The following is a 24,508-nucleotide window of genomic DNA, read 5'->3' on the forward strand; positions in this document are numbered from 1 at the left end:
CGACCGCCTCGACCTCTTCGTCGTCGACGCCGAGATAGGCCGCGATCACCTTCGGGTCGGCCTGCACTTCGGCCGGCGTGCCGTCGGCGATCTTGGTGCCGTAGTCGAGCACCACGACATGGTCCGAGATCTCCATCACCACCGACATGTCGTGCTCGATCAGGAGCAGGGCCGTGCCCATCTCCTTGCGGATCGAGAGCAGGAGCGTGTTGAGGTCGTGGCTCTCGCGCGGGTTCAGGCCGGCGGCCGGCTCGTCGAGGCAGAGCAGCAGCGGGTCGGTGCACATGGCGCGGGCGATCTCGAGCCGGCGCTGGTCGCCATAGGGCAGGTCGGCGGCAGGATCGTCGGCGCGGTCGAGCAGGTTGATCTTGTCGAGCCAGAAGGCCGCCTTCTCGATCGCCTGCTTCTCGCGCGCCTTGTAGCCGCCGATGCCGAGCACGCCGAGGAAGGTGAAGCCGGACGCGATCATCAGCGGGTTGTGCTGCGCCACCAGCAGGTTCTCCAGCACGGTCATGCCGCCGAACAGGCGGATGTTCTGGAAGGTGCGGGCGACCTTGGCCTTCCAGGAGATGCGGAAGTCGGGCATGCGCTCGAGCAGGTAGCTGTCGCCCGGAGAGCCGTCGCTAGTCTCCTGCGTCAGCGTCATCATGCCTTCGGTCGGCTTGTAGAAGCCGGTGATGCAGTTGAACACCGTGGTCTTGCCGGCGCCGTTGGGGCCGATCAGCGCGGTGATGTCGCCCTTGCGGGCCTCGAAGGAGAGGTCGTTGACGGCGGTGAGGCCGCCGAAGCGCATCGTCAGATGCTCGACCTGAAGCAGTGGGACGGTCGTCATCAGCCGTGACCCTCCTGGACCATGTCGGCGGAGATCGCCTTCTTCTCCTTGAGGAAGGCGGTCGGCTCCCTGGTCGAGATCAACCCGCGCGGCTTCCAGATCATGATCACCACCATGGCGAAGCCGAAGATCAGCATGCGGTACTTGGTCGGGTCGAAGTCCTGACCGAAGATCGCCTTGAGCCATTCCAGCTCGCGCAGCAGTTCGGTGCCGCCGATCATCGCGATCGCGGCGATGGCGCAGCCCCAGAGCGAGCCCATGCCGCCGAGCACGACGATGGCCAGGATCACCGCCGATTCCATGAAGACGAAGGATTCAGGCGAGATGAAGCCTTGGCGCGCGGCGAAGAACGAGCCGGCGAAGCCGCCGAACATGGCGCCGAGCGAGAAGGCCGTGAGCTTGGTGTTGGTGGTGTTGATGCCGAGCGAGCGGCAGGCGATCTCGTCCTCGCGCAATGCCTCCCAGGCCCGCCCGACCGGCAGGCGGCGCAGCCGCAGCGTGACGAAGGCGGTCAGCAGGGCGAGGCTGAGGATGACGTAGTAGAGGAAGATGGTTCGGTAGAGCGGCGAGAATTCGAGCCCGAACACCGCCGCGAAGCCGGTGTCGCTGGCGTTGAAGGGGATGCCGAAGAAGCTTGGGCGCGGAATGCCGGAGATGCCGGCGTAGCCGTTCGAGAAATCCGTCCAGTTGATCAGGACGAGCCGGATGATCTCGCCGAAGGCCAGCGTCACGATGGCGAGATAGTCGCCGCGCAGGCGCAGCACCGGGAAGCCGAGCAGCATGCCCCAGAAGGCGGCGAGGATTCCGGATATCGGCAGCAGGATCCAGAAGGACAGGCCGAATTTCTGGGCGAGCAGCGCATAGGAATAGGCGCCAACGGCGTAGAAGGCGACATAGCCGAGGTCGAGCAGGCCGGCGAGGCCGACGACGATGTTCAGCCCCCAGCCGAGCATGACGTAGATCAGGATCTGGACGCCGAAATTGTCGATCCATTTCAGCGCGCCGCCCCAGCCGGTGAGCGTGATGGCGATGATCGGGAAGGTGATCAGGAAGCCCAGCCCGAAGACCGAGAAGATGCGCGAATTGCGCTGGAAGAAGGCGAAGGTGCCGTGCGGCAGGAAGCGCACCATCGACTTGCGCTCGCTGCGGCCCTGCTGGCGCAGCGCCATCAGGAAGCGGCCGACGAAGACGATGGCAACGGCCCAGGCGACCGCGTCCCAGCGCGGGTCGAGCACCAGGACGTTCTCCATGTTGGAGCGCGTGCCCCAGGCGATGATCGGGATGCACAGGCCGAAGGTCACCAGCGCGGCGAAGGCGGCTTCCTTGAGGGCCGCCTTCATGTCGAGCTGGCGCGCGGCGGGGGCAGAGACGGGGTTCGCCATGGCGTCAGACCTTCTCGACTTCAGGTCGGCCGAGGATGCCCGAGGGCATGAAGACGAGCACCACCGCCAGGATGGAGAAGGCGGCGACGTCCTTGTAGTCGTTGGAGACGTAGCCCGACCAGAAGATCTCGATCAGGCCGATGAGCAGGCCGCCGATGACGGCGCCGGGTAGGGAGCCGATGCCGCCGAGCACGGCCGCGGTGAAGGCCTTCACGCCGGGGACGAAGCCGTCGGCGGAGTTCACCGAGCCGTAATAGACTAGGTACATCACGCCGGCGACGGCCGCGAGCGCGGCGCCCATGATGAAGGTGATCGAGATGGTGCGGTCGACGTCGATGCCGAGCAGGCCGGCCATCTTGCGGTCCTGCTCGCAGGCGCGCTGGGCCCGGCCGAGCGGCGTCTTCTGCACGATGTACCAGAAGACGGCGAGCAGGATCACGGTCGTCAGGATGATGACGATCTGCTTGTAGTTGATGGTGACCGCATAGGTCGCGCTGTCGATCAGCGTGATCTTGTCGTTGAGCATCGGCTCGGTCGACTTGTTGCGCGGCCCCTGCACGACCTGGACGAAGTTGGTCAGGAAAATCGACATGCCGATCGCGGAGATCAGCGGCGCCAGCCGGAACGAGCCGCGCAGCGGGCGATAGGCCACCCGCTCGATCGTCCAGTTCCACAGCGCGGTGAAGAACATCGCCAGGAAGAGCACGATGACCAGCGCCACCATGATCATGCCGGCGCCGGTGCCGACCACGGCCGTGACCAGCATGAAGAAGATCAGCGCGATGAAGGCGGAGAGCATGAAGACGTCGCCATGGGCGAAGTTCACCATGCCGATGATGCCGAAGACCATCGTGTAGCCGATGGCGATGAGGCCGTAGATCGACCCCAGGGTCAGCCCGTTGATGAGCTGCTGGAGAAACACTTCCATTGACGACGTCTAACCCCTCGAACCAGCTCCCGTTCTTTTGGCCGGCATGAGGCCGGCGCATGCGGGATGCGATTGCTACGCAGAGCTACCAACGGCTTGCATCCTCGACAATCACTCCGTGCCATCTTTCTGTCAAAAGCAATCTGCTCCACTTTGCCGTCGAAATAGGCAGAAGACTTTGCGGTGCAGCGCTGATTTGGCGCAAGATGATTGTGGCCTGGGCAGTGCATAACTCGGGGTCAACGCCCCTTAATTGCGGTCGGCGAGCTGGAAGCCATGCGCCAGCGGGTCGCGATCGTCGATGAAAATCGTGTTGTAGCCGGTCATCCGGGCCCAGCCCTCGATCGAAGGTATGATGGCGTCGTGCTCGCCGACCTTGGCTGCCGCCTCGACCCGGCCGCGGAAGAGCGTGCCGATGATGCTCTCGTGGACGAAGTCGTCGCCGACCTTCAATTTTCCTTGAGCGGCCCATTGCGCCATGCGCGAAGAGGTGCCGGTGCCGCAGGGCGAGCGGTCGAGCGCCTTGTCGCCATAGAACACGGCGTTGCGGGCATGGGCCTCGGGCTGAGTCGGCTTGCCCGTCCAGAGCACGTGGCTGAGGCCGTTGATCGCCGGGTTCTCGGGATGCTCGAACTTGTACTTGGCGTTGAGCGCGGCGCGCAGCTTCGGGCTCCAGCGCAGCAGGTCGGAGGGGTTGACGTCGGCGATGTCGCTGATCGCCTCCTGCGGATCGACGATCGCGTAGAAATTGCCGCCATAGGCGACGTCGACCGTGACCTCGCCCAATCCGTCGACCTGCGCCGTCAGCCCGGTCGCGTGCAGGTAGGAGGCGATGTTGGTGATGCGGACGCTGTCGACATAAGGGCCGTTCTGGACATAGGTCGCGGTCACCAGCCCGGCCGGCGTGTCGATCTTGAGGACGCCCGGCGTGCGCGGCGTCACCAGCCCGCGCTCCAGCGCCATGGTGACGGTGCCGATCGTGCCATGGCCGCACATCGGCAGGCAGCCCGAGGTCTCGATGAAGAGGAAGGCGATGTCGGCATCCTCGCGCGTCGGCGGGTAGAGGATCGCGCCCGACATCATGTCGTGGCCGCGCGGTTCGAACATCAGGCCGGTGCGGATCCAGTCGAATTCAGCCAGGAAGTGCGCGCGCTTCTCGACCATGTTCCGGCCTTCCAGGCGCGGGCCGCCGCCGGCGACGAGGCGCACCGGATTGCCGCAGGTATGGCCGTCGACGCAGAAAAACGTGTGTGTGCTCATGGCATCCGCTCAGAAGGAAACGCAGGCCGGCTTCAGGATCGTGCCGACCGACTGCTGGTTGAAACGCTGCTTGTAGGCCTCGGTGATCGCGCCAATCCGGGCACGCCCGTCCGGCTCGTCCTTCAGGGCGATGGTGACGAGCTTCGACTGCTCGCGCACCAGGGCATTGCGCTGCGCGTCGCGATACTGGCCCCTGCCGTCGAGGATCGTCAGCCCGTCCGGGAAGCGCGGCGTGATCTCTTGATCGACGAACCGGCTGAAATCAGCTTCGCTGATCCCTGGGCGGTCGCCGATATTGCGGCCGAAGAGCAACTCGGCAACGAGCATCGCTTGTTGTCCCGGCGCGCAGGCAGGAGGAGCGATGGCACAGCCGCAAAGTGACGTGAGGGCAGATAGAAACAGGAATCGAATCATTGCCTTGGCCCGGCCGGCTCAAGACTTGATTCAAGCGCCTCACGGCAGCGCTCCATCAGGATCGCGGCGGCATCAGCTGGCTCGAGCTCGCTGACGTCGAGCTCGATCAGCGGCACGCCCGCCGGTCGGAGCAAGTGATGTGCGGCGCGCAGCGAGGCGAGCACCGCGGGGTCGGTCAGTTTGTGGCGTTCGGCGCGCCCGGCCGCGACAAGCCGCTCGGCATTTTTCTCCGGCGAGCAATTCAAAACGACGGAGACGAGGAGCGCGCCGCGCTGCGCGGCAAGGGCGCGATACTCCTCGAAGAGGGCGCTGTCGAAGGCGTCGTCCGAGATCGCGTCGGTCAGGATCAGCACGCCCGGCTTCATCTGCGCGACATGGTCGAAGATCACGGCCCGCAAACCCTTGCGCAGCGGGCGGTAGAGCGGGTCGCGCCGGTCGAACAGCGCCTCGGCCGGGTTGATGATGGTGTGGTTGTCGAGCAGCCGGGCGCCGAGAAGCGAAGCGAGTTCGCGCGCAATGGTGAGCTTGCCCGAGCCCGGCCAGCCGTTGATGTGGATGATCGCGTCCGCCACCGTCATCCGGGCGCCCTCAGAAGCGGGCCGGGCTGAAATGGTCGAGCGCTATCGGGGGCACCCGGCCGGCGATGAGATCGGCGATGAGCGCGCCGGTCGCGGCCGATTGCGTCATGCCGTAATGGCCGTGGCCGAAGGCGTAGAACACGCTCTTGTTGCGCGAGGCCGGGCCGATCACCGGCAGCGAATCGGGCAGCGACGGGCGGAAGCCCATCCAAAGATTGCCGCTGTCGAAGGCTGGCAGGCCGTCGACGAAGCCGGAGGCCTTGTCGTAGAGCGCCCGCGTGCGGGCGTGGTTGGGTGGCGCATCAAAGCCGCCGAACTCGACCGCGCCGCCGATACGCAGGCCTGAGTCGAGCGGGGTCACGACGAAGCCATGGCCCTCGAAGCCGATCGGGCGCGAGGTCAGGCCGGTCACGCCGGGGAAGCTGACATTGTAGCCACGCTCGGTGTCGAGCGGCACCTTGTCGCCCGTCGCGGCGGCGAGCGGCTTCGACCAGGCGCCGGCCGCGATCACCGCACGGTCGACGACGCGCTGCCAGCCGTCTGGGCCGATCAGGGCAGGGCGCTCGCCCAGCGAGATGTTCGTGACCTCGGCCTTCTCATAGGTCGCGCCGCGGGCCAGCGCCGTCTCGAACAGGGCGAGCGTCAGCTCCAGCGGGTCGCTGATATGGGCGGTATCGGGGTGGAAGGCGGCGCCGACGAAGCGATCCTTCAGCGCTGGCTCGAGCTGGCGCAGTTCGTCCGGGCCGATCATGTCGACGGTGATGCCGAACTCGGCCTGGCGCTTGGCGATATGCTCGGCCTCGGCGAAGGCTGCCTTGTCGGTGAAGACGTAGAGCCCGCCATTGCGGTGAATGTGGCCGGTGACGCCGGCCGCCTCGGCCAGCTTGAGCCAGGCCGGGAGCGCGCGCTGCTGCAGCGCGCCAAGCCCCTGGACGGAGCGCTCGAAGGCCTCGGGCCGCGCCGCCAGCAGGAAGCGGATCAGCCAGGGCAGCAGCCTGGGGAAATAGGCGGGGCGGATCGCCAGCGGCCCGAGCGGGTCGAGCAGGAATTTCGGGACGTTGCGCAGGTTCTTCGGGCTGGCGATCGGCAGGATGTCGGTATGCGCCATCCAGCCGGCATTGCCGCGCGAGGGGCCGAAGGCCGGTCCCTCGCGGTCGAGAATCAGAACCTCATGGCCGTCGTCGAGGAGGGCGTGCGCGGTCGCGACGCCGACGATGCCTGCCCCGACGATCGCGATCTTCATGGCAGGCTCGTCTCCCCGGCCGTCCAGGCCGTTTTGGTTCAGAGTTTCGGCAGCGCTGGCCGCTTGGCCTCAGCCGCCTTGACGATGGCCTCGACGCGGGCGCGCTCGGCTCCTGCCAGCGGCAGGCGCGGGGCGCGGCAGCGATCATTGGAGCCGATCACCAGCGCCTCGACCAGCTTGATGTTCTGCACGAGCCGGTTGGAGACGTCGAGATCGAGCAGCGGGCGGAACCAGCGATAGATCGCGATGGCCTCTTCCATGCGGCCGGCCTTGGCGAGCTCGTAGATCACCACCGTCTCGCGCGGATAGGCGACGACGAGGCCGGCGACCCAGCCATCGGCGCCGAGCGCCAGGCTCTCCAGCGCGAGGTTGTCGACGCCGGTCAGGACCGCGAAGCGGTCGCCGCAGAGCGACTTGATCTCGCTGATGCGGCGGACGTCGTCGGAGGATTCCTTGATCGCGGTGAAGAGCGGCTCGTCGCCGAGCTCGGCCAGCATGGTCGGCGGAATGTCGACGCCGTAGCCGACCGGGTTGTTGTAGATCATCACCGGCAGGCCGCCGGCCCTGGCGACGGTGCGGTAGTGCAGCGCGGTCTCGCGCTGGTCGGATTTATAGGGCACGCCGGGCAGGACCATGAAGCCCTCGGCGCCGGCCTTGGCGCCGGCCTCGGCCAGCTTGCTGGCGGCCTTGGTCGAACCCTGCGCGACGGTCAGCAGCACCGGAACCTTGCCGTCGGCGACGCGGATCGCGGTCTTGAGGATCTCGATCTTCTCGTCCGGCTCAAGGGTGGACGCTTCGCCGAGCGAGCCGCAGACGATCAGGCCATGGACGCCGGCGTCGAGCTGGAGCTTGAAGCAACGCTCCATCTCGGCGATGTCGAGCTTGTCGTCCTCGGTGAATTTCGTGGTCACCGCCGGTAGTACGCCGCTCCATTTCGTCATCGCAGAAAGCTCCTTGCGCGCTGGGTCGTTTCGCTTGCAGATTGCGAAGCTGCCGTCTCCGGCCTGTTCCTCATGGGTGATATATCAATGTCCGATGCCGCGTCAATCCTGAGCCCAGGGCGCCGGAGAGCTGCATGAGCGGCCGTTTTGCCTCCGATACGCGCGGCAATGGCGATGATTCCGCCACGCCGCTCGCTGCTGCCGGGACGCCGAGCCTGTCCGAGATCGCCTATCACCGGCTCGAGGAGGCGATCGTGACATTGTCGCTCCGGCCGGGCGCGGTGCTCACAGAAGCGCAACTGATCGACCTCGTCGGCGTCGGCCGCACGCCGGTGCGCGAGGCGCTGATCCGCCTGGCCCAGCAGGGGCTGGTCGAGATTCTGCCGCGCAAGGGCGTGGCGGTGACCGACATCAACGCGATCGACATCATGGCGGCGCTCGACGCGCGCGAGGTGCTGGAGCGGCTGATTGCTTCCGATGCGGCCAAGCGGGCAAGCCCGCGCGAGCGCATCGCCATCGTCGAGAAGGCGAGGGCGATGCGCTCGGCCGCCGAGGCCGGCGATGCCAATGCCTATATGCGCCTCGACAAGGAGCTTGATGCGACGGTCGCTGCAGCGGCGCGCAGCCCCTATGCGACGCGGGCGGTCGAGCCGCTGCAGGCGCTGATCCGGCGGGCCTGGTACTATTTCGAGCGGCAGGACGACCTGGTGCCGGCTGCCGCATTCCATGCCGCCTTCGCGCAGGCGCTGGCAACCGCCGATCCGGAGGCTGCGCGCGCCGCGAGCGACGCCCTGATGCTGCATCTGCGCAACGGGCTTCTGGCCACGCTGGGGCAGGACTGACGCGATCGCACGCAATTCCAGATTTGGTGATATATCTCAATTCGGCGTGCTGATCATGCCGAAGCGGCGGCGCTATGCTGGCCTTCGCACGGCAAAGCACCTACATCAGCGGCGAACCTCGCTCGTTTTCAGCAGATCGGGCCGATGACCAAACTCGTACAGGCCGAGCCGCGCGCCATCGTCGCGCCCGGCGGGCCGGCCTTCCGGCAGGCGATGGCGCAGATCGCCAGCGCCGTCCATGTCGTGACCACGCTTGGGCCTGCCGGCCGCGCCGGCATGACCGCGACCTCGGTCGCCTCCGTCTCGGACGAGCCGCCGACCATGCTGGTCTGCATCGAGGGCGCCAGCCGCACGCTGGCCGCGATCGAGTCGAGCGGTTCCTTCTGCATCAACACCTTGAGCGACACGCACGAGGAACTGGCCGCGATCTTCGCCAAGCGCCGCAACCTCGACGGCGAGGCCCGCTTCGCCACTGCCGACTGGATCACGCTCGCGACGGGGGCGCCGGTGCTGGCCGAGGCGCTGGTGTCCTTCGATTGCCGGCTGATCGACGTCCACCTTGTCGCGACGCATCGCATCCTGATCGGCGAGGTCGTGGCGCTCGGCGGTACGGGATTGGGCGGCGGGCTGGTCTATCGCCGGCGCGGGTTCGGCGCGGTCTGAGTCTCCACTTTACCGAAACGGGCGCGGGGCACCCTCTCCTGTAAGGAGAGGGCAGGGTGAGGTGTAGGCCAGAACACCAGTCAAGCTCAGTGGGAAGGGCGGTCAGGTTACGGCAGCAGCGTCAACCGGCCTACACCTCACCCAACCCTCTCCTTACAGGAGAGGGCTCCTGCGCTTTGCTGGTTTAACGACTATCAACCTCAGCCCTTCTCGGCATCGACCTCTGCAAACACGCTCATCGCCTCCTTGAAGGCGTGGTTCGCTGCGGGCACGCCGGCATAGATCGCCGCCTGCATCAGCACTTCCTTGATCTCGTCGCGGCTGATGCCGTTGTTGAGCGCGCCGCGGACATGGATGCGGAACTCGCCCCAGGCGCCGAGCGCCGTCGCGATCGAGAGCACGATGATCGAGCGCTCGCGGCGCTCGAGGCCCGGCCGGTTCCAGACGTCGTTCCAGGCGGTGCGGGTGATGAACTCCTGCCAGTCGCGGTTGAACTCGGTGACCGCCGAGGTGGCCTTGTCGACATAGGCCTCGCCGAGCACGGCGCGGCGCGTCTTCATGCCATTGGCATAGCGGGTGGCGTCGTCCATCAGATTGTTCTCCGCGGGGCTGAATATCAGGTGCGTCGGCATTCTTCTCCCTCCCCCCGCTTGCGGTGGGGAGGGTCGGGGTGGGGGGACGCAAAGCCGGAGCGCGACCATTCATCGTCGCACCAGGCCGGACTGCCCCCCACCCTAGCCCTCCCCACCGCAAGCGGGGGGAGGGAACAGCCTCAGGCGTTCAGGAAGTCGAGCACGGCCTTGCCGAAGGCCTCGGGCTGCTCGAGATTGGAGAGGTGGGCGGCGTCGAGCTCGACGAGTTCGGCGCCGTGGATCGTCTCGGCGATCAGCTTGCCGGCGACTGGGGGCGTCGCCGGATCGACCTTGCCGACGATGACGAGCACCGGCGTCGTCACCGAGGCGATCCCCTCGCGCTGGTCCATGTCGCGGATCGCGGCGCAGCAGCCGGCATAGCCGAGCGCCGGCGTGGTCGAGAGCATCTCGCTGACCTTGGCGATGGTCTCCCTGTCACGCTCGCGGAAGGGCTGGCTGAACCAGCGCTCCAGCGTCGCGTCGACGATCACAGCCATGCCATTGGCGCGGATGTTGCGGATGCGGCCGTTCCACAGTTCGGGTGGGCCCATGCGCGAGGCGGTGTTGGCGAGCACGACGCGGTTCAGCCGCTTGCGGGCATGGGTCGCGAGCCATTGCCCGACCATGCCGCCCTTGGACAGGCCGCACCAGTTCACCTTGTCGAGGCCGAGATGGTCCATGATCGCGATCGCGTCGCTGCCGAGTTCGGAGATCGAATAGGGCCGGTCGGGTGCGGTGGATTGGCCGTGGCCGCGGGAATCGTAGCGGACGACGCGGAACTGCTTGGACCATTCCGGGATCTGCGGGTCCCACATGTGCAGATTGGTGCCGAGCGAGTTGGAGAGCATCAGCACCGGCGCGTCGGCGGCACCATCGATCTGGATGTTGAAGGGCTCGCCCCGAATGGTCTCGATCGGCATCGGCGTTTCTCCTGGATCTTATTCTGCTTCTGTCGTGATTGCGCCCTGGCTCGATACCAGAACCCGCCGCCCGGAGAGAGCCTGCTGCTGCGCGGCGGGCAGGCGCAACGCCGGAGGCGTCGGCCAGCCCATCTCGCGCGCCACCACCAGACCGAGCAGCAGGATGGCGTCGGGCGCGTCCATCAGGATCGCGACCGGGGCCTTGCCGGCATGGACGAGTTCGAGCAGCACGGCGGAAGCCGAAGACGAGCCGATCGTGCCGGGCAGGGCCAGCACGGTGCCGGCGATGTTGCGGCCACGCTCGGGATGGCGGGCGTCGATGATGTCGCCGGTTCGCGGATCGACGCCGCCCCAGAAGCTGATCGGGGCGGTCAGGGCCAGGCATGGGCCGGCGGCATCTTTGCCCGGGATCAGGATATCGGCGATCAGGCCCATGCGCGCGGTTCCCTGACGAGATGGCCGGCGACGGCGCTCTCGACGCATTCGGCGAGCGAGCCATAGGTCACGGCATAGCCGGTGTTGCCGGGCGCGTAATGGGCGAACTTGCCTGAGTTGGTCATCAGCACGGCGCCCGCGATCTCGGGCAGGATCGGCGTCACCACCACGCAGGTATCGGCGACGAAGATCACGCCGGCCTCCTCCAGCGCCTTGCGGCGGCCGCCGGCTTCGAGCGGGCGCAGCACATGGCGGCCGGTATTGGCGTAGAGGGGGGTCTTGAGGCTTCGGCCGGCCAGCAGACGCTCGACCTCGTCGATCTCGGCCAGCGAGAGATGCGGCGAGCCGATCGCGACCGCATCGACGCGCTCGGTCGGACCGGCCGTGGAGAGCCGGGCGAGGGCGGCCTGCACCTCCGGCGCCGTCAGGACGATGCGCTCGCGCGGCGGCTGGCGGCCGAGCGCAGTGGCGAGATCGGGCGCCTCGGGCGTGACGCCGGCGATGTGGAAGAGGCCGACGCCGCCGGCCGAGGCGGCGGCTGCTCCGAGCGCCTTCAGGCGGTCTTCCGTGGTGCAGCCTTGCAGGCCGTCTATGACCGCGACGGCGCTGCCGGCGGTGCGGCCCAAGATCGTGCCGAGTACGGGGTAGAAGACATCGGAGGCGCGCAGGGCCTGCGACAGGCCACGGACATCGATCACCAGCGTCGCCAGCCGGTTCTCCGGCTGGTGCAGGCCGTAATCGGGGGCGCGGCCAGCGATGGCGCAGGCGATGTCGAGGAAGTCGCCATAGCGGTTGGTGCGGGCGCCCAGCACCGAATTGCAGAAGACGACGGCGTTGGATTCGCCCCAGGCGACGTCGCTGCCGAGCTTGGGCCGGTGGCCGGCCTGATAGGGCGCGCAGGTCCAGCTCGGCTCGCAGCCCATCGCCTCGTAGGCGCGCATCATGCGGGCGGCCATGTCGCGCTCATGCGCGGCTAAGCGGATCGCGGCGCAGCCGGCCGGGGCGAGCGCGCCGACATTCAGCGTGGCGCGAACCGCGACCTTGGCGCCGCCCTCGACCAGCTTCTCGGCGAAGAGCGTGCCGGAATCGCCATGATAGAGCGCGCCGTCGATATGGGCGGAGGCGACCGGGATCAGCTTCGGGGCGCCCATCAAGCGCGCCGACTCGGCGACGATGCGCATGGCCATCGCCGCGCCTTCGCCCTGCGTGCCCGCGGCGATGGCCCGCTCTTCAGGGGAGAGCTCAACCATCGCTGACCATGTGTTCGCGCTCCCCTTCGTAGAGGGCGAGGATGCGGTCGATGATGGCGTCCGTCGCGCCGCGATAGGTCGCGGGGTCGAAGAGCCGGTCGAGCTCGTCCGGGGCGAGCTTGCCGGCAAGGGCGGGGTTATCGGCCAGCACGTCCTTGAGATGGCGGCCGCTGGCGACGCAGGTCCTGCTCGCCTCCTCCAGCAGGTGGTGAGCCTCGCCGCGGCCGATCGCACCTGCGAGCGCGAGCGAGACGCGCTCGGCCATGACGAGCCCGTTGGTGAGGTCGAGATTCCGGCGCATCCGCTCCGGGAAGACCTGAAGCCCTTCGATCAGCGTCACCATCTGGCCCAGCGCCGAGCCGGTGATGGTGAAGAGCTCCGCCATGGTGCGCCATTCGGCGTGCCAGCCGCCCATGGCGCGCTCGTGCTCCTGCGGCATGGCGGCGAGCATGGTCGAGACCAGTCCGGGGCTGCGCTTGGCGGCGGCGAGGATCAGCGTGCACAGCACCGGATTGCGCTTGTGCGGCATGGCGGAGGAGCCGCCCTTGCCGGGCGCTTCCGGCTCGGCCAGCTCGCCGATCTCGGTCTGCGCCATCAGCGCGATGTCCTGCGCCATCTTGCCGAGATGGCCCATGACGATGCCGAGCTTGGCGGCAATGCGCGCCGGGCGGTGCCGCTGCGTGTGCCAGGGCGTGTAGACGGCGCCGATGGACGGCATGATCGGTCCAAAGGCCTGAAGCACGGCCACCGCCTGGTCGCCGAGCGAGGCGAGCGTGCCCGCCGCACCGCCGAGCTGATGCGCCGACTGCCCGTAGAGCATGAAGTCGTCATGGAAGGAGACGACGGGGTCGAGCCAGTTCGCGGCCTTGATGCCGAAGGAGATCGGCACGGCATGCTGGAGGAAGGTGCGGCCGATCATCGGCGTGTGCCGATGAGCCCTGGTCAGAGCGGCAAGGGCGTGGGCGAGGCGCGCCGTGCGCTTCAGGATCAACCGGTAGGCCGCGCCATATTGCTGGGCGTGGCCGGAATCGATCACGTCCTGGCTGGTTGCGCCGTAATGCACCCATTTCGCGGCTTCGGGGTCGATCGCGGCGACGCGCGCCGTCAGCGCCTTGACCAGCGGGATCGCCGGATTGCCGGCCAGCGTCGCCGCCTTGCCGATCGCCGCGACGTCGTAGAGCTCGGCCTTGCACTGCGCGCCGATCGCGTCTGCGGCTCTGGCGGGAATGACGCCCGCCGCGGCTTCCGCGCGCGCCAGCGCCACCTCGAAGTCGAGCATGCCTTGCAGCGCCGCCCGGTCGTCGAGCAGGGCTGCCATCTCCCGGTCGGCGAAGAGTTCGCCGTAGAGGCCGTTGCCGTCATTCATGAGGGGATGCGCCATTCCGGCAAGCGCTCGCCGCAAACCATAGCCAAGCTTCGTCCCCTTGTGCGTCCAGGCGCTTTCCGATCATGGATAGGCGGACTTGGATAGACCCGAGGCGGGGCCGGCTGCAACAGACCGGCCGCTCCGGCGAGACGAAGGAGTGTTCGGCCATGGCGATGACGATGAGTGGCGAGGCAGTGCTGCCCGCCGGCAAGGACGTGGTGTGGGCCAAGTTGAACGATCCCGAGGTGCTCAAGACCTGCATTCCTGGCTGCGAGACGCTGAGCAAGGACGACGACACGCATTTCTCCGCGGTGGTGAAGGTCAAGCTCGGCCCGGTGAAGGCGACCTTCCGCGGCAAGGTCGAGCTGCAGGACCTCGACCCGCCGAACGGCTACCACATCGTCGGCGAAGGCGAGGGCGGCATTGCCGGCTTCGCCAAGGGCGGCGCCAAGGTCATGCTCAGCGAGGCCGAGGGCGGGCAGACCCTGCTGCGCTACGAGGTCGAGGCGCAGGTCGGCGGCAAGCTGATGCAGCTTGGCTCGCGGCTGATCGATTCGGTCTCGAAGAAGCTCGCCGACGAGTTCTTCGGCAATTTCGCCAAGGCCGTGAGCGAAGGCTGAGCTCCGCTCACGAGGCCCGGCGCAGCGAGGTCAGCGCCTCGCTGACGGTCGCCTCGGCCGCGCCGACCTGAAGCGCGATGTCGGAAGCGGCGGCATTGGCGCGCTCCAGGGCCTTCGCCTGCGTCTCCAGGCTGTCATTGACGGCGTCGGCGCTGGCGATGGCCTCGTCGGAACTGTCGGCGACCTCGGCGGCGTCGCGGGCGATGCTGCTGGTCACGATGCTCTGCTGCGCCACCGCATCGGAGATCGCCTCCGAGTCGATCAGGATCTCGCCGATCGTCGCGCCGATCGAAGCGGCGTGCGTGCTGCAGGCTTCGGCGCTGGCGGCGAGGTCGGAGATGTGGCGGGCGATGTCCTGGGTCGCGCCGGCGGTCTGGGCGGCCAGCGTCTTGACCTCGGCGGCGACGACGGCGAAGCCGCGGCCGGCCTCGCCGGCGCGGGCCGCCTCGATGGTGGCGTTGAGCGCCAGCAGGTTGGTCTGCGCGGCGATGTCCGAGATCAGGCCGACCACGGTGCCGATGCTGTGCGTGACCGCGTGCAACTCCATGATCGCGTCGTTCATGGCCTCCGCGTCGACGGCGGCCCGGTTGGCGACCTGCAGGCTCTGCCGGGCGCGCTGGCCGATCTCGGCGATGTTCGCCGACATTTCCTCGGTGGCCGAGGCGGTCTGGATCGCCTTGCCGCGCACGAGCGAGGAGGCGCGCGCGACGCCGCCGAGCAGCTCCTTGATGAAGGCCGTCGCCTGCGTCGTCTCGGCCGAGGTCACGACGAATTGCTCGACCGCGCCGCTGATCGCGGTGTCGAGCAGGCCGATGCGCGACTTCAGCGTGGCCGCGGCCTGGTCGAGCGCCATGCCGCGCCGCTCGGCCTCCTCGGCGGCGATCTGCTGGTCGATGGTGATGGCGGAGTTGACGTCGTAGGTCAGGATTCGCTCGATGATGTAGAGGTCGCGCGCCACCCGCTTCGGCGTCAGGAACAGCCTGATGCGGCTCGCGACCGAGACGGCCTGGAACACGGCCATCGCAAGCGAGGTGCGTGGCCGGGGGCCGACCTTGGCGGCGCGTTCGAGCCGGCAGAGATGTTCGAGCGAGGCGCTGTAGCGATCGTCGAAGTCGCCGTCGAAGAGCAGGCGGAAATGCGCGGCCTCGGCCGCGTAGAGATCGCCCGCGACGGGCCTGACCGAGTCGCGCAGGCCCGCGTGAATGGCGAAGGCGCGGTCGAAATCGGTTTCGACCAGGCGCTCGATGATGCGGTCGACGACCCTGCGATAGAAGCGCAGCCTTGCGCGCTGCGCATCGTCGTACCCGATTGCACGCAGGCGCTGCTGGATCTGATCGGAGATGGTCGGCACCGCGGAACCCGTGATCCAGGCGAGGGAGGGTCGCCATCAAGCGATAACTCTACGTAAGCGGCGTTAAAATTCAGCGAAGATGCCTCAGGACGAGGCCGAGCGGCCGTTGTCGCGATTTCGACATAATCAGGGTGCGCCGCACAAAAAAGTCCGGGAAACAGGGCCAAACGCCCCTTCTTCGAGACTACCGGAGCGCTTGACCGCGCAAAACCGCGGGTCCACAGTCCGTTTCGAGCTATTCCAAGGAAAGGCTGCCCGATGGGGCTAGCTGTTTGGGTGGATGGCTCCGGCTCCGGATTCAGTGGCTAGCGAGTCACCGGCTGGGCTCGGACATACGGTCACAGGAGATATGCTCATGGCCACGGTTTCGCTGACGGTGAACGGCAAGCCCGTCACCGCGAACGTCGATCCTCGCACCTTGCTGGTGCAACTCTTGCGCGAAAATCTGCGGCTTACCGGGACGCATGTCGGCTGCGACACCAGCCAATGCGGCGCCTGCGTCGTCCATATCGACGGATTGGCGGTGAAGTCCTGCACCACGCTGGCGCTCTCGCTCGAAGGCGCTTCGGTGACGACGATCGAGGGCCTCGCCAACGGCACCACCCTGCACCCGATGCAGGAGGCCTTCCGCGAGCATCACGGCCTCCAGTGCGGCTACTGCACGCCCGGCATGATCATGGCTGCCGTCGATATCGTGAACCGCCGCGGCTACGCGCTCGACGAGGCGACGATCCGCGAGGATCTCGACGGCAACATCTGCCGCTGCACCGGCTACCACAACATCGTCAAGGCCGTCGCCGCGGGCGCCGAAGCGATGGGCGGGCAGTCGATGGCCCGCAAGGAGCCGCCTCGCCAGGCTGCCGAGTGATGCGTCCGGCCCGCGCCATCCGGCGCGAGCCCGTTCTCAAGCGATAGCGATAACACGCCCGCCAGAGGCGCCGTGCAGGGAGGGAGCACCATGTCCGCAACCGGAATCGGCGTCGCCGTGCGCCGCAAGGAAGACCACCGCTTCATCACGGGGCAGGGCCACTACACCGACGACATCAACCGCCCCGGCCAGGCCCATGCCTATTTCCTGCGCTCGCCGCACGCCCATGCCACCATCACGTCGATCGACGCCAAGGACGCCGCCGGAATGCCCGGCGTGCTCGGCATCTTCACCGGCGACGATCTGACGGCCGACAAGGTCGGCGGGCTGATCTGCGGCTGGATGATCCATTCCAAGGACGGCTCGCCGATGAAGGCCGGCCCGCATCCGGCGCTCGCCCTCGGCAAGGTGCGCTATGTCGGCGACCACGTCGCCGTGATCGTGGCCGAGACGCTGGCGCAGGCGCGCGATGCCGCCGAGGCGATCACAGTCGACTACGCGGTGCTGCCGGCCGTGGTCGACACCGCGACCGCGGCGCAGGCGAAGACCCAGGTTCATGCCGAGGCGCCGGGCAACACGGTGTTCAACTGGCATCTCGGCAACAAGGACGAGACCGAGAAGGCGTTCAAACTCGCCAAGCACGTCACGAAGCTCGACATCGTCAACAACCGCCTCGTGCCGAATGCGATGGAGCCGCGCGCGGCCGTCGGCGACTATGACCGCGGCGACGGCGTCTTCACGCTCTACACCACCAGCCAGAACCCGCATGTTGCCAGGCTCGTGCTCTCGGCCTTCATCGGCATCGCGCCGGAGAACAAACTGCGCGTGATCGCGCCCGACGTCGGCGGTGGCTTCGGCTCGAAGATCTTCATCTATGCCGAGGAGACGGTTTGCGTCTGGGCGGCGAAGAAGGTCGGCCGTCCCGTGAAATGGACCTCGGACCGCACCGAGGCCTTCCTCTCCGACGCGCATGGCCGCGACCACGTCACCCATGCCGAGCTGGCGACCGATGCCGAGGGCAAGATCCTGGCGCTCCGGGTCAAGACCACGGCCAATCTCGGCGCCTATCTCTCGACCTTCTCCTCCTCGGTGCCGACCTATCTCTACGCGCCGCTGCTCTCGGGCCAATACGACATCCCGGCTATCTACGCCGAGGTCGACGCGGTCTACACCAACACCGCCCCGGTCGATGCCTATCGCGGCGCCGGGCGGCCGGAGGCGACCTTCGTGGTCGAGCGGCTGGTCGAGGTCGCGGCGCGCGAGCTCGGCAAGGACCCGGCAAAGTTCCGAATGCAGAACTACATCCGGAAGTTCCCGCACCAGACGCCGGTCATCATGATGTACGACGCCGGCAACTATGCCGCGTCGATGAAGAAGGCGCTGGAGATCATCGACTACAAAGGCATCGGCAAGCGCAAGCGCGACTCGGCCCGCAACGGCAAGCTGCGCGGCATCGGCTTCTCCTCCTATATCGAGGCCTGCGGCATCGCCCCGTCGGCTGCGGTCGGCTCGCTCGGCGCCGGCGTGGGCCTGTGGGAATCGGCCGAGGTCCGGGTCAACCCGGTCGGCACGGTCGAGGTTCTGACCGGCTCGCACAGCCACGGCCAGGGCCATGAGACGACCTTCGCCCAGCTCGTCAGCGATCGGCTCGGCATCCCCATCGACAACGTCTCGATCATCCATGGCGACACCGACAAGGTGCAGATGGGCATGGGCACCTATGGCTCGCGCTCCGGCGCAGTCGGCATGTCCGCCATCTTCAAGGCTCTCGACAAGGTCATCGCCAAGGGCAAAAAGGTCGCCGCCCATGTGCTCGAGGCCGACGAGGCCGATATCGACTTCAGCGACGGCACCTTCAAGGTGAAGGGCACCGACCGCACACTCGATTTCGGCTCCTGCGCCCTGCAGGCCTATGTCGCGCACAAGTTCAACGGCCAGGAACTGGAGCCGGGGCTGAAGGAGGGCGCGTTCTACGACCCGACCAATTTCACCTTCCCGGCCGGCGTCCATATCTGCGAGGTCGAGATCGATCCCGAGACCGGCGTGACCAGGATCGAGCGCTGGGCGGCGGTCGATGATTTCGGCAACGTCATCAACCCGATGATCGTCGAGGGGCAGGTCCATGGCGGCATCGCCCAGGGCATCGGCCAGGCGCTGCTCGAAGCCGCCCGCTACAATGCCGACGGCCAGCTCGTGACCGCGAGCTTCATGGATTACTGCATGCCCCGGGCCGACGACCTGCCCTCCTTCCAGGTCGGGATGACGGTGACGCCGTGCCCATCGAACCCGCTCGGCATCAAGGGCTGCGGCGAGGCCGGCGCCATCGCCGCCCCGCCGGCTGTCATCAACGCCATCACCGACGCGCTCGGCCATGAGGACATCGCCATGCCGGCGACGCCCCAGGCCGTCTGGCGCGCGGCGCAGAAGACCATCGGGCGCCTGGCCGCCGAGTGAGCTGAAAGGACCGAGACCATGTACGCCTTCACCTATCATCGCCCGGCCACGGCGCGGCAGGCCGCCGGCCTCCTCGCCAAGAAGGAGGACGCCAAGCTGCTCGCCGGCGGCCATACGCTGCTGCCGACCATGAAGCAGCGGCTGGCCTCGCCGACGCATCTGGTCGACCTCAGCGCCTGCGCCGACCTCAAGGGCATCGAGCGCAAGGGCCGCAACGTCGTCATCGGCGCGATGGCGACCCATGCCGAGGTGGCCGACTCAGCCATCGTCAAGGAGGCGATCCCGGCGCTGGCCTTCCTCGCCGGCCATATCGGCGACCCGCATGTGCGCCATCGCGGCACGATCGGCGGCTCGGTCGCCAATAACGACCCGGCGGCGGATTATCCGGCGGCGCTGCTGGCGCTCAGTGCGATCGTCACCACCAACAAGCGCAAGCTCACCGCCGACGAGTTCTTCACCGGGCTCTACGAGACGGCGCTGGAGGAGGGCGAGATCATCACCAAGATCGCCTTCCCGGCCGCCTCGAAGGCCGGCTACGCCAAGTTCCGCAACCCGGCCTCGCGCTATGCGCTGGTCGGCGTCTTCGTCGCCAAGCGCGGCTCGGAGGTGCGCGTCACGGTGACCGGCGCTGGCGAGGGCGGCGTCTTCCGCTGGCCGGAGGCGGAGGCCGCGCTTTCCGCGCGCTTCGCGGTGAAGTCGCTCGATGGCCTCAAGCACAAAGCCGATGGCATCAACGCCGACATGCATGCCGATGCCGAGTATCGCGCCCATCTGATCGGCGTGATGGCCAAGCAGGCGGTGGCGCAGGCGACGGGCAAGTAATCCAGCGCGCTCTTTCAGGCAGAGGCCGGCGGTTTCAGGCGAAGCCGCTGGCCTTTGCACATCTCAGTAGAAGAAGCGCTCTTCGACGATTTTGCCGTGATCGACGGTGTAGAGGCCGATCTCGGTCATCTTGCGCCGCTCGCCGGTCTCCTTGACGGTGACGTCGACGTAGAAGCTGACGGCGAACTGGTCGCCGTTGAGATAGGGCCCCTCGGTCTTCATCTCGTGCACCTCGTGCGCGCCGACCCACCACTCGCTCTTCTTCTTCACGGCCTCCTTGCCGTGGCAGACGGCCATCGGCCCGTCCATGTTCTCGTAGCTGGCGATATTCTCGGCGTTATGAGCCGCCGCCGCCTCGTCATGGCGCCCTTCCTTGAGCAATGCGACAAAATCCCTGGCGATGTCCTGCGTCTTCATGTCTTTTTGCTCCTCCGTGAGGCGCATGGCGCCGCAGTGCAGGCTCCGCCTCAACTGCGTCATCGCGATGACCTGATGTGGCAGCGCCTTCCTTCTCGCCGGGGGCCGCGTTAGAGGTCGACCATGCTGACACCATCCCGCATTCCCGCCTCGATCGATGCCACCCTCGCCCTGCTCCAGTCGCAGGGCTACGTCGCCGACCGTGCTCTCGCGACCGTGCTCTTCCTGGCGCTGCGGATGAAGCGGCCGCTGCTGCTCGAAGGCGAGGCCGGTACCGGCAAGACCGAGATCGCCAAGGTGCTTGCCGCGGGCCTGGGCCGCCGGCTGATCCGGCTGCAATGCTACGAGGGGCTCGACCTGGCGTCGGCCGTCTACGAGTGGAACTATGCCGGGCAGATGATGGCGATCCGCCTGGCCGAGGCCGGTGGCGCGGTGGGTGATCGCGACAGGCTCGAAGCCGACCTGTTCTCGGAGAAGTACCTGGTCAAGCGGCCGCTCCTGCAGGCGCTGGAGCCGCAGGAGGGCGGGGCGCCGATCCTGCTGATCGACGAGCTCGACCGCACCGACGAGGCCTTCGAGGCGTTCCTGCTCGAAGTGCTGGCCGATGCCCAGGTGACCATCCCCGAGCTCGGCACGATCAAGGCGGCCGAGCCGCCGATCGTGATCCTGACCTCGAACCGCACCCGCGAGATCCACGACGCGCTGAAGCGGCGCTGCCTCTACCATTGGGTCGGCTATCCCGACGCTGCCCGCGAGCTCGCGATCCTGAAGGCGCGCGCGCCCGATGCCCCGGCCAAGCTGGCGAAGCAGGTCGTCGGCTTCGTGCAGGCGATCCGCAAGGAGGAGCTGTTCAAGGCGCCGGGCGTCGCCGAGACGCTGGACTGGGCGACGGCGCTGGTGGAGCTCGACGCAGTGGCGCTCGACCCGGCGATCGTCTCCGACACGCTGGGCGCGCTGCTGAAGTACCAGGACGACATCCAGGCGATGCAGGGCTCGAAGGTGCGCGAACTGCTCGACCAGGTGAAGGCCGAGGCGCGGGCGTGACGACGCCGCAGGGAGCAAGCCATGAACGACGACATCAAGGCGATCGAAGCCGCGACCTGGACCTATCTCGACGGCCTCTATGAGGGCGATGTCGAGAAGCTCGGCCAGGTCTTCCATCCGACCAGCGCGCTGACGCAGTCGCTCGACGGCGAGTTGAAGATCGTGCCGCGCGAGGATTGGTTCAACGCTGTCCGCAACCGCCCGGCGCCGAAGGCTACGGGGTTGGAACGCGGCGACCATATCCTCGCCATTGACCTCGTCGGGCCCGGCATGGCGCTGGTGAAGGTCAAGTGCCAGATGCCGCCGCGCTATTTCACCGACCTGCTCTCCTTCCTGAAGGTCGAGGGCAAATGGGTGATCGCGCAGAAGGTGTTCATGACCGAGATGGGGCGGTGAGCGGCAAGCTCCCCGAAAATGTCGCCTATTTCGCCCGCGCCCTGCGGATCGCCGGCGTGAAGGTCGGGCCCGGCGCGGTGGTCGAGGCGGTCGAGGCCTTGGCCGATGGCGCGCTCGGCCAGCGCGAGGACGTCTATTGGGCGCTGCATGCGATCTTCGTGAAGCGGCACGAGGACAGCGTGATCTACGATCAGGCCTTCCGCCTGTTCTGGCGCCGGCGGGCGCTGATCGAGAAGCTGATGGCGCAGATGTCGCCGATCGCTCCCGGCGGCGACAGCAAGCCCGAGAAGGCCGAGGCCGGAGCGCTGCGCGTCGCGGAGGCCTTCGCGCCGCCGGAGCAGGATCGCGGCGAGCCGACCGAACTCACCGAGCTGACGGCGCGGCTGACGGTCTCCGACCGGGAGATGCTGAAGTCGCGCGACTTCGCCCAGATGAGCGCAGCGGAGATCGCGAAGGCGAAGCAGCTCATCGCCGAATTGCGCCTGCCGGAGGACAAGGTGCCGACGCGCCGCTTCCAGGCGGCCCATGCTGGCGCCCGCATCGATCCGCGCCGGACTTTTCGGCGCTCGCTGAGGGGCGGCGGCGCCTCGATCGACCTCGCCTTTCGCGAGCGGGCGCAGGTCCATCCGCCGGTGGTGGCGCTGGTCGATATCTCCGGCTCGATGGCGGAGTACTCGCGCATCTTCCTGCATTTCCTGCATGCACTCACCGACAAGCGCCGGCGGGTGCACAGCTTCGTCTTCGGCACGCGGCTGACCAACGTCACGCGCATGCTGCGGGCCCGCGATCCCGACGAGGCGCTGGAGCTCGCCGGGCAAGCCGCGCCGGACTGGGAGGGCGGCACGCGCATCGCCACCGCGCTTCATACGTTCAACCGCATCTGGTCGCGGCGTGTGCTGGCGGGCGGGGCGGTGGTGCTGCTCTTCACCGACGGGCTGGAGCGGCATCTCGACGACGAGCTCGGCTTCGAGATGGACCGGCTGCAGCGCTCCTGCCGGCAACTGGTCTGGCTAAATCCCCTGCTGCGCTATGACGGCTTCGAGGCGCGCGCCAGCGGCATCCGGGCGATGCTGCCGCATGTCGACTCGTTCCGGCCGATTCACAACCTTGCCGCGATGGCCGATCTCTGCGCAGCGCTGTCGCTGGATGCGGCGCGGCAGGGCGATCCGAGGCTGTGGTTGAAGAGGGCGGGGTAGGTCGCAAATCGACCCGTTGCAGATGGTTGGAAGCATCCCGCCAAACTTTGCTTGCCATTCGGAGATGCAGGCATCGCTCACGCTGTGCTTGCGACGTGGCTCGGCGACCGAGATCCCGGAAGCCCGTTCCTTGAAGAATGCGGCGATCTACTCTTCTGAAGAGTGACTGCGCTTCATGTTCTACTCCGCTTGCGGAGTTAGAACGAACTTCATCTGGATTAGGAGCGAACGGCAACGTCAGCAGAGCTACCTCGGAAGAGCGTTAGCTCGACGCCCGAATTAAGACAACATTCAGCTCAACGCGGGTGAAGCAGGCGACAACCGGGTACCCCTCGGTTTGGCGGCGGGGCAGCACCGTTCCACCCGCTCCAAATGGCTGATCTGGGGCGGCCGGAGGCTTCGTGCGCGTCCGGTATGTTTCAAGGTGATTGATGAGGCTTTCGACGGCGGGATGACTATGGAAAGTAGATTCGATTACTTCTTGTGTCGCCACGGACACAAACCCGTCGAGATCAACATATTCCAGTATACCGACCCGTTCGATGATGTCTGTCTGACGTATTGGGTTCGCGTCTTAAGGGAGTTGGAACCGCTCCTCAATGCCAAGGATCTCGTCTTCTACATCGTCTGGGACTCGGAGACGGTGCGCGAGCTGCCATCCTACGGTAAAAACGTCGTGGTCTTGCTCCTCATGGAGGAGTTCTGCGATATACCGCCCTATTTCGACAAGGTACTTTACGTATTCAAGACGTACGGGTTCTATCCCTATGTAAATGCGTCCCAGCGAAAACTGAGCGTGGCGCTGATGGTGAAGGCCATCAGAGACGCCGGACGCTGGGTCTGTCGAAGCGGCCTGCAGGCGGTTCTGCACGGGTCCGCGATCGCCCGGGAGGAGGGCGGCATGGTCGTTCCGCTCGGCTATGCCCGGCAGACGGATCTGCCCGGCAAGCCGTTTGCAGAGCGCCGCTACACGATCTCCTTCATTGGCAGCGTGAAGCAGCGCGCCTACCATCCCGTCTCCCTCCGGGCCCTTCTCGGGACGCCGAAGGACATCGCGCGATCACGCATGCTCGATGAACTACGGCAGCTTGCCGTGGGCATGCCGGACGAGGTGTTTTGGGCCGATACGGGATCCTACATGGACGGGATCCTGTCCGATGGGGTCCGCTATTCGGAGCTGATGGCCGACTCCAAGATCTGCCTGGCTCCGCGGGGTTCCTCGACGGAAACCTTTCGGATGTTCGAGGGCATGCGCCAGGGCTGCGTCGTCATTTGCGACCGGGTGCCCCGGCATTGGTTTTTCGAGGATTGTCCCTTCATCCAGCTCGACGATTGGGCTGAGTTGGGGCCATGCGTGAACGCATTGCTGTCCGATCCGGAGCGCCTGGTCGAACTGCACAGGAGCACGCTCGATTGGTGGGAGCGACGCTGCTCGGCACCTGCTCTCGCTGGCGTCATGGCGAACCGGCTCTCGCGCGCTACGCAGGCTGGGCGTGTGATTGAAGACGCGGGGGAGGCTTCCGAACTGGAACTGCAGGTTTAAGCTGGCAGTGCTTCAGTGATTTTTGGCCGGTGCTATCTGGCAATTTATCACGATGATCCCGCGCCCCAGTGTCAGCTATTGGCGTAGTTCAGCCCATCCGGGATGGCCGTC

At 67.0% G+C, this 24,508-nt stretch carries 24 protein-coding genes and 1 pseudogene; 10 read left to right on the forward strand and 15 right to left on the reverse strand.

Features of this window, described 5'->3' with window-relative positions:
* Nucleotides 1-10: 10 nt before the first annotated feature.
* From DWF00_RS10175 to DWF00_RS10210, 8 genes and pseudogenes are all read right to left on the reverse strand, one after another.
* A pseudogene (locus tag DWF00_RS10175) lies at nucleotides 11-832 on the reverse strand (ABC transporter ATP-binding protein); the annotation flags it as partial.
* Nucleotides 832-2,214 carry a high-affinity branched-chain amino acid ABC transporter permease LivM gene (livM, locus tag DWF00_RS10180; RefSeq protein WP_114827464.1) on the reverse strand — a complete coding sequence of 461 codons (1,383 nt, stop codon included), beginning with the start codon at nucleotides 2,212-2,214 and terminating at the stop codon, nucleotides 832-834. The gene livM and the pseudogene DWF00_RS10175, both read right to left, overlap by 1 nt.
* A 4-nt stretch (nucleotides 2,215-2,218) precedes the next feature.
* Nucleotides 2,219-3,142 (reverse strand): ABC transporter permease subunit, encoded by a 924-nt coding sequence (locus DWF00_RS10185; protein ID WP_114827465.1) that lies wholly within the window; start codon nucleotides 3,140-3,142, stop codon nucleotides 2,219-2,221.
* A gap of 249 nt (nucleotides 3,143-3,391) precedes the next feature.
* On the reverse strand, nucleotides 3,392-4,402 hold the full coding sequence (locus tag DWF00_RS10190; protein WP_114827466.1) for a 4-hydroxyproline epimerase: 1,011 nt from the start codon (nucleotides 4,400-4,402) through the stop codon (nucleotides 3,392-3,394).
* 9 nt (nucleotides 4,403-4,411) lie between these two features.
* Nucleotides 4,412-4,816 carry a DUF3574 domain-containing protein gene (locus DWF00_RS10195; protein ID WP_114827467.1) on the reverse strand — a complete coding sequence of 135 codons (405 nt, stop codon included), beginning with the start codon at nucleotides 4,814-4,816 and terminating at the stop codon, nucleotides 4,412-4,414.
* Nucleotides 4,813-5,394 (reverse strand): AAA family ATPase, encoded by a 582-nt coding sequence (locus DWF00_RS10200; RefSeq protein ID WP_114827468.1) that lies wholly within the window; start codon nucleotides 5,392-5,394, stop codon nucleotides 4,813-4,815. The genes DWF00_RS10195 and DWF00_RS10200 overlap by 4 nt, the downstream gene beginning before the upstream one ends.
* Before the next feature lie 10 nt (nucleotides 5,395-5,404).
* Complete coding sequence (locus tag DWF00_RS10205) at nucleotides 5,405-6,637, reverse strand: NAD(P)/FAD-dependent oxidoreductase (protein WP_114827469.1); 1,233 nt, start codon at nucleotides 6,635-6,637, stop codon at nucleotides 5,405-5,407.
* 38 nt (nucleotides 6,638-6,675) lie between these two features.
* Nucleotides 6,676-7,578 (reverse strand): dihydrodipicolinate synthase family protein, encoded by a 903-nt coding sequence (locus tag DWF00_RS10210; protein ID WP_114827470.1) that lies wholly within the window; start codon nucleotides 7,576-7,578, stop codon nucleotides 6,676-6,678.
* A 134-nt stretch (nucleotides 7,579-7,712) separates the two neighbouring features.
* Here DWF00_RS10210 and DWF00_RS10215 point away from each other — a divergent pair, with 134 nt between their 5' ends.
* A complete protein-coding gene (locus DWF00_RS10215) occupies nucleotides 7,713-8,420 on the forward strand; it encodes a GntR family transcriptional regulator (protein ID WP_114827471.1) in 708 nt (235 codons plus the stop codon).
* A 144-nt stretch (nucleotides 8,421-8,564) separates the two neighbouring features.
* Complete coding sequence (locus tag DWF00_RS10220) at nucleotides 8,565-9,083, forward strand: flavin reductase family protein (protein ID WP_114827472.1); 519 nt, start codon at nucleotides 8,565-8,567, stop codon at nucleotides 9,081-9,083.
* 200 nt (nucleotides 9,084-9,283) lie between these two features.
* On the opposite strand, the gene pcaC is transcribed toward DWF00_RS10220, so the two are convergent.
* The 5 genes from pcaC to pcaB all read right to left on the reverse strand — a co-directional run bounded on the left by pcaC (nucleotide 9,284) and on the right by pcaB (nucleotide 13,701).
* The gene (pcaC, locus tag DWF00_RS10225; RefSeq protein ID WP_114827997.1) at nucleotides 9,284-9,673 is read right to left on the reverse strand and encodes a 4-carboxymuconolactone decarboxylase; all 390 of its coding nucleotides are present in this window, start codon (nucleotides 9,671-9,673) and stop codon (nucleotides 9,284-9,286) included.
* A 182-nt stretch (nucleotides 9,674-9,855) separates the two neighbouring features.
* Nucleotides 9,856-10,635, reverse strand: coding sequence for a 3-oxoadipate enol-lactonase (gene pcaD / locus DWF00_RS10230; protein ID WP_114827473.1), 780 nt, complete (start codon nucleotides 10,633-10,635; stop codon nucleotides 9,856-9,858).
* Nucleotides 10,636-10,653: 18 nt separating this feature from the next.
* On the reverse strand, nucleotides 10,654-11,070 hold the full coding sequence (locus DWF00_RS10235; protein ID WP_114827474.1) for an aconitase X swivel domain-containing protein: 417 nt from the start codon (nucleotides 11,068-11,070) through the stop codon (nucleotides 10,654-10,656).
* Nucleotides 11,061-12,320, reverse strand: coding sequence for an aconitase X (locus tag DWF00_RS10240; RefSeq protein ID WP_114827475.1), 1,260 nt, complete (start codon nucleotides 12,318-12,320; stop codon nucleotides 11,061-11,063). Before DWF00_RS10240 ends, DWF00_RS10235 begins: the two co-directional genes overlap by 10 nt.
* Nucleotides 12,313-13,701 carry a 3-carboxy-cis,cis-muconate cycloisomerase gene (pcaB, locus tag DWF00_RS10245; protein WP_210207836.1) on the reverse strand — a complete coding sequence of 463 codons (1,389 nt, stop codon included), beginning with the start codon at nucleotides 13,699-13,701 and terminating at the stop codon, nucleotides 12,313-12,315. The genes DWF00_RS10240 and pcaB overlap by 8 nt, the downstream gene beginning before the upstream one ends.
* Nucleotides 13,702-13,853: 152 nt before the next feature.
* On the opposite strand from pcaB, the gene DWF00_RS10250 reads away from it, so the two are divergent.
* The gene (locus DWF00_RS10250; protein WP_114827476.1) at nucleotides 13,854-14,306 is read left to right on the forward strand and encodes a CoxG family protein; all 453 of its coding nucleotides are present in this window, start codon (nucleotides 13,854-13,856) and stop codon (nucleotides 14,304-14,306) included.
* A 7-nt stretch (nucleotides 14,307-14,313) separates the two neighbouring features.
* On the opposite strand, the gene DWF00_RS29980 is transcribed toward DWF00_RS10250, so the two are convergent.
* Nucleotides 14,314-15,657, reverse strand: a complete 1,344-nt coding sequence (locus DWF00_RS29980) for a methyl-accepting chemotaxis protein (RefSeq protein ID WP_114827477.1) — start codon at nucleotides 15,655-15,657, stop codon at nucleotides 14,314-14,316.
* Between the two features lie 355 nt (nucleotides 15,658-16,012).
* Between DWF00_RS29980 and DWF00_RS10260 the strand changes: the two genes are divergently transcribed.
* From DWF00_RS10260 to DWF00_RS10270, 3 genes are all read left to right on the forward strand, one after another.
* Nucleotides 16,013-16,525 carry a (2Fe-2S)-binding protein gene (locus DWF00_RS10260; protein ID WP_114827999.1) on the forward strand — a complete coding sequence of 171 codons (513 nt, stop codon included), beginning with the start codon at nucleotides 16,013-16,015 and terminating at the stop codon, nucleotides 16,523-16,525.
* Nucleotides 16,526-16,615: 90 nt separating this feature from the next.
* Nucleotides 16,616-18,979, forward strand: a complete 2,364-nt coding sequence (locus tag DWF00_RS10265) for a xanthine dehydrogenase family protein molybdopterin-binding subunit (RefSeq protein ID WP_114827478.1) — start codon at nucleotides 16,616-16,618, stop codon at nucleotides 18,977-18,979.
* An 18-nt stretch (nucleotides 18,980-18,997) separates the two neighbouring features.
* Nucleotides 18,998-19,801, forward strand: a complete 804-nt coding sequence (locus DWF00_RS10270) for an FAD binding domain-containing protein (protein ID WP_114827479.1) — start codon at nucleotides 18,998-19,000, stop codon at nucleotides 19,799-19,801.
* Between the two features lie 63 nt (nucleotides 19,802-19,864).
* Here the strand turns inward: DWF00_RS10270 and DWF00_RS10275 are convergent, their stop codons facing one another.
* A complete protein-coding gene (locus DWF00_RS10275; RefSeq protein WP_114827480.1) occupies nucleotides 19,865-20,218 on the reverse strand; it encodes a nuclear transport factor 2 family protein in 354 nt (117 codons plus the stop codon).
* 123 nt (nucleotides 20,219-20,341) lie between these two features.
* On the opposite strand from DWF00_RS10275, the gene DWF00_RS10280 reads away from it, so the two are divergent.
* The 4 genes from DWF00_RS10280 (at nucleotide 20,342) to DWF00_RS10295 (ending at nucleotide 24,397) form a co-directional block, all read left to right on the forward strand.
* Complete coding sequence (locus DWF00_RS10280; RefSeq protein ID WP_181832479.1) at nucleotides 20,342-21,262, forward strand: AAA family ATPase; 921 nt, start codon at nucleotides 20,342-20,344, stop codon at nucleotides 21,260-21,262.
* Nucleotides 21,263-21,283: 21 nt separating this feature from the next.
* On the forward strand, nucleotides 21,284-21,658 hold the full coding sequence (locus tag DWF00_RS10285) for a nuclear transport factor 2 family protein (protein ID WP_114827481.1): 375 nt from the start codon (nucleotides 21,284-21,286) through the stop codon (nucleotides 21,656-21,658).
* On the forward strand, nucleotides 21,655-22,854 hold the full coding sequence (locus tag DWF00_RS10290) for a vWA domain-containing protein (protein ID WP_114827482.1): 1,200 nt from the start codon (nucleotides 21,655-21,657) through the stop codon (nucleotides 22,852-22,854). Before DWF00_RS10285 ends, DWF00_RS10290 begins: the two co-directional genes overlap by 4 nt.
* A gap of 337 nt (nucleotides 22,855-23,191) precedes the next feature.
* The gene (locus DWF00_RS10295; protein WP_147283628.1) at nucleotides 23,192-24,397 is read left to right on the forward strand and encodes an exostosin family protein; all 1,206 of its coding nucleotides are present in this window, start codon (nucleotides 23,192-23,194) and stop codon (nucleotides 24,395-24,397) included.
* Nucleotides 24,398-24,508 lie beyond the last annotated feature (111 nt).

Source organism: Allobosea caraganae (assembly GCF_003351345.1).
Classification (GTDB): Bacteria; Pseudomonadota; Alphaproteobacteria; order Rhizobiales; family Beijerinckiaceae; genus Allobosea; species Allobosea caraganae.

Bases quoted from the DNA above. Each gene is read 5' to 3' on its own strand.
- DWF00_RS10200 (WP_114827468.1), bottom strand. From the start codon at position 5,394: ATGACGGTGGCGGACGCGATCATCCACATCAACGGCTGGCCGGGCTCG.
- DWF00_RS10205 (WP_114827469.1), bottom strand. From the start codon at position 6,637: ATGAAGATCGCGATCGTCGGGGCAGGCATCGTCGGCGTCGCGACCGCG.
- DWF00_RS10185 (WP_114827465.1), bottom strand. From the start codon at position 3,142: ATGGAAGTGTTTCTCCAGCAGCTCATCAACGGGCTGACCCTGGGGTCG.
- DWF00_RS10220 (WP_114827472.1), top strand. From the start codon at position 8,565: ATGACCAAACTCGTACAGGCCGAGCCGCGCGCCATCGTCGCGCCCGGC.
- DWF00_RS10210 (WP_114827470.1), bottom strand. From the start codon at position 7,578: ATGACGAAATGGAGCGGCGTACTACCGGCGGTGACCACGAAATTCACC.
- DWF00_RS10250 (WP_114827476.1), top strand. From the start codon at position 13,854: ATGGCGATGACGATGAGTGGCGAGGCAGTGCTGCCCGCCGGCAAGGAC.
- DWF00_RS10235 (WP_114827474.1), bottom strand. From the start codon at position 11,070: ATGGGCCTGATCGCCGATATCCTGATCCCGGGCAAAGATGCCGCCGGC.
- DWF00_RS10280 (WP_181832479.1), top strand. From the start codon at position 20,342: ATGCTGACACCATCCCGCATTCCCGCCTCGATCGATGCCACCCTCGCC.
- DWF00_RS10190 (WP_114827466.1), bottom strand. From the start codon at position 4,402: ATGAGCACACACACGTTTTTCTGCGTCGACGGCCATACCTGCGGCAAT.
- pcaC (WP_114827997.1), bottom strand. From the start codon at position 9,673: ATGGACGACGCCACCCGCTATGCCAATGGCATGAAGACGCGCCGCGCC.
- DWF00_RS10265 (WP_114827478.1), top strand. From the start codon at position 16,616: ATGTCCGCAACCGGAATCGGCGTCGCCGTGCGCCGCAAGGAAGACCAC.
- pcaD (WP_114827473.1), bottom strand. From the start codon at position 10,635: ATGCCGATCGAGACCATTCGGGGCGAGCCCTTCAACATCCAGATCGAT.
- DWF00_RS10240 (WP_114827475.1), bottom strand. From the start codon at position 12,320: ATGGTTGAGCTCTCCCCTGAAGAGCGGGCCATCGCCGCGGGCACGCAG.
- DWF00_RS10270 (WP_114827479.1), top strand. From the start codon at position 18,998: ATGTACGCCTTCACCTATCATCGCCCGGCCACGGCGCGGCAGGCCGCC.
- livM (WP_114827464.1), bottom strand. From the start codon at position 2,214: ATGGCGAACCCCGTCTCTGCCCCCGCCGCGCGCCAGCTCGACATGAAG.
- DWF00_RS10285 (WP_114827481.1), top strand. From the start codon at position 21,284: ATGAACGACGACATCAAGGCGATCGAAGCCGCGACCTGGACCTATCTC.
- DWF00_RS10275 (WP_114827480.1), bottom strand. From the start codon at position 20,218: ATGAAGACGCAGGACATCGCCAGGGATTTTGTCGCATTGCTCAAGGAA.
- DWF00_RS10215 (WP_114827471.1), top strand. From the start codon at position 7,713: ATGAGCGGCCGTTTTGCCTCCGATACGCGCGGCAATGGCGATGATTCC.
- pcaB (WP_210207836.1), bottom strand. From the start codon at position 13,701: ATGGCGCATCCCCTCATGAATGACGGCAACGGCCTCTACGGCGAACTC.
- DWF00_RS10260 (WP_114827999.1), top strand. From the start codon at position 16,013: ATGGCCACGGTTTCGCTGACGGTGAACGGCAAGCCCGTCACCGCGAAC.
- DWF00_RS10195 (WP_114827467.1), bottom strand. From the start codon at position 4,816: ATGATTCGATTCCTGTTTCTATCTGCCCTCACGTCACTTTGCGGCTGT.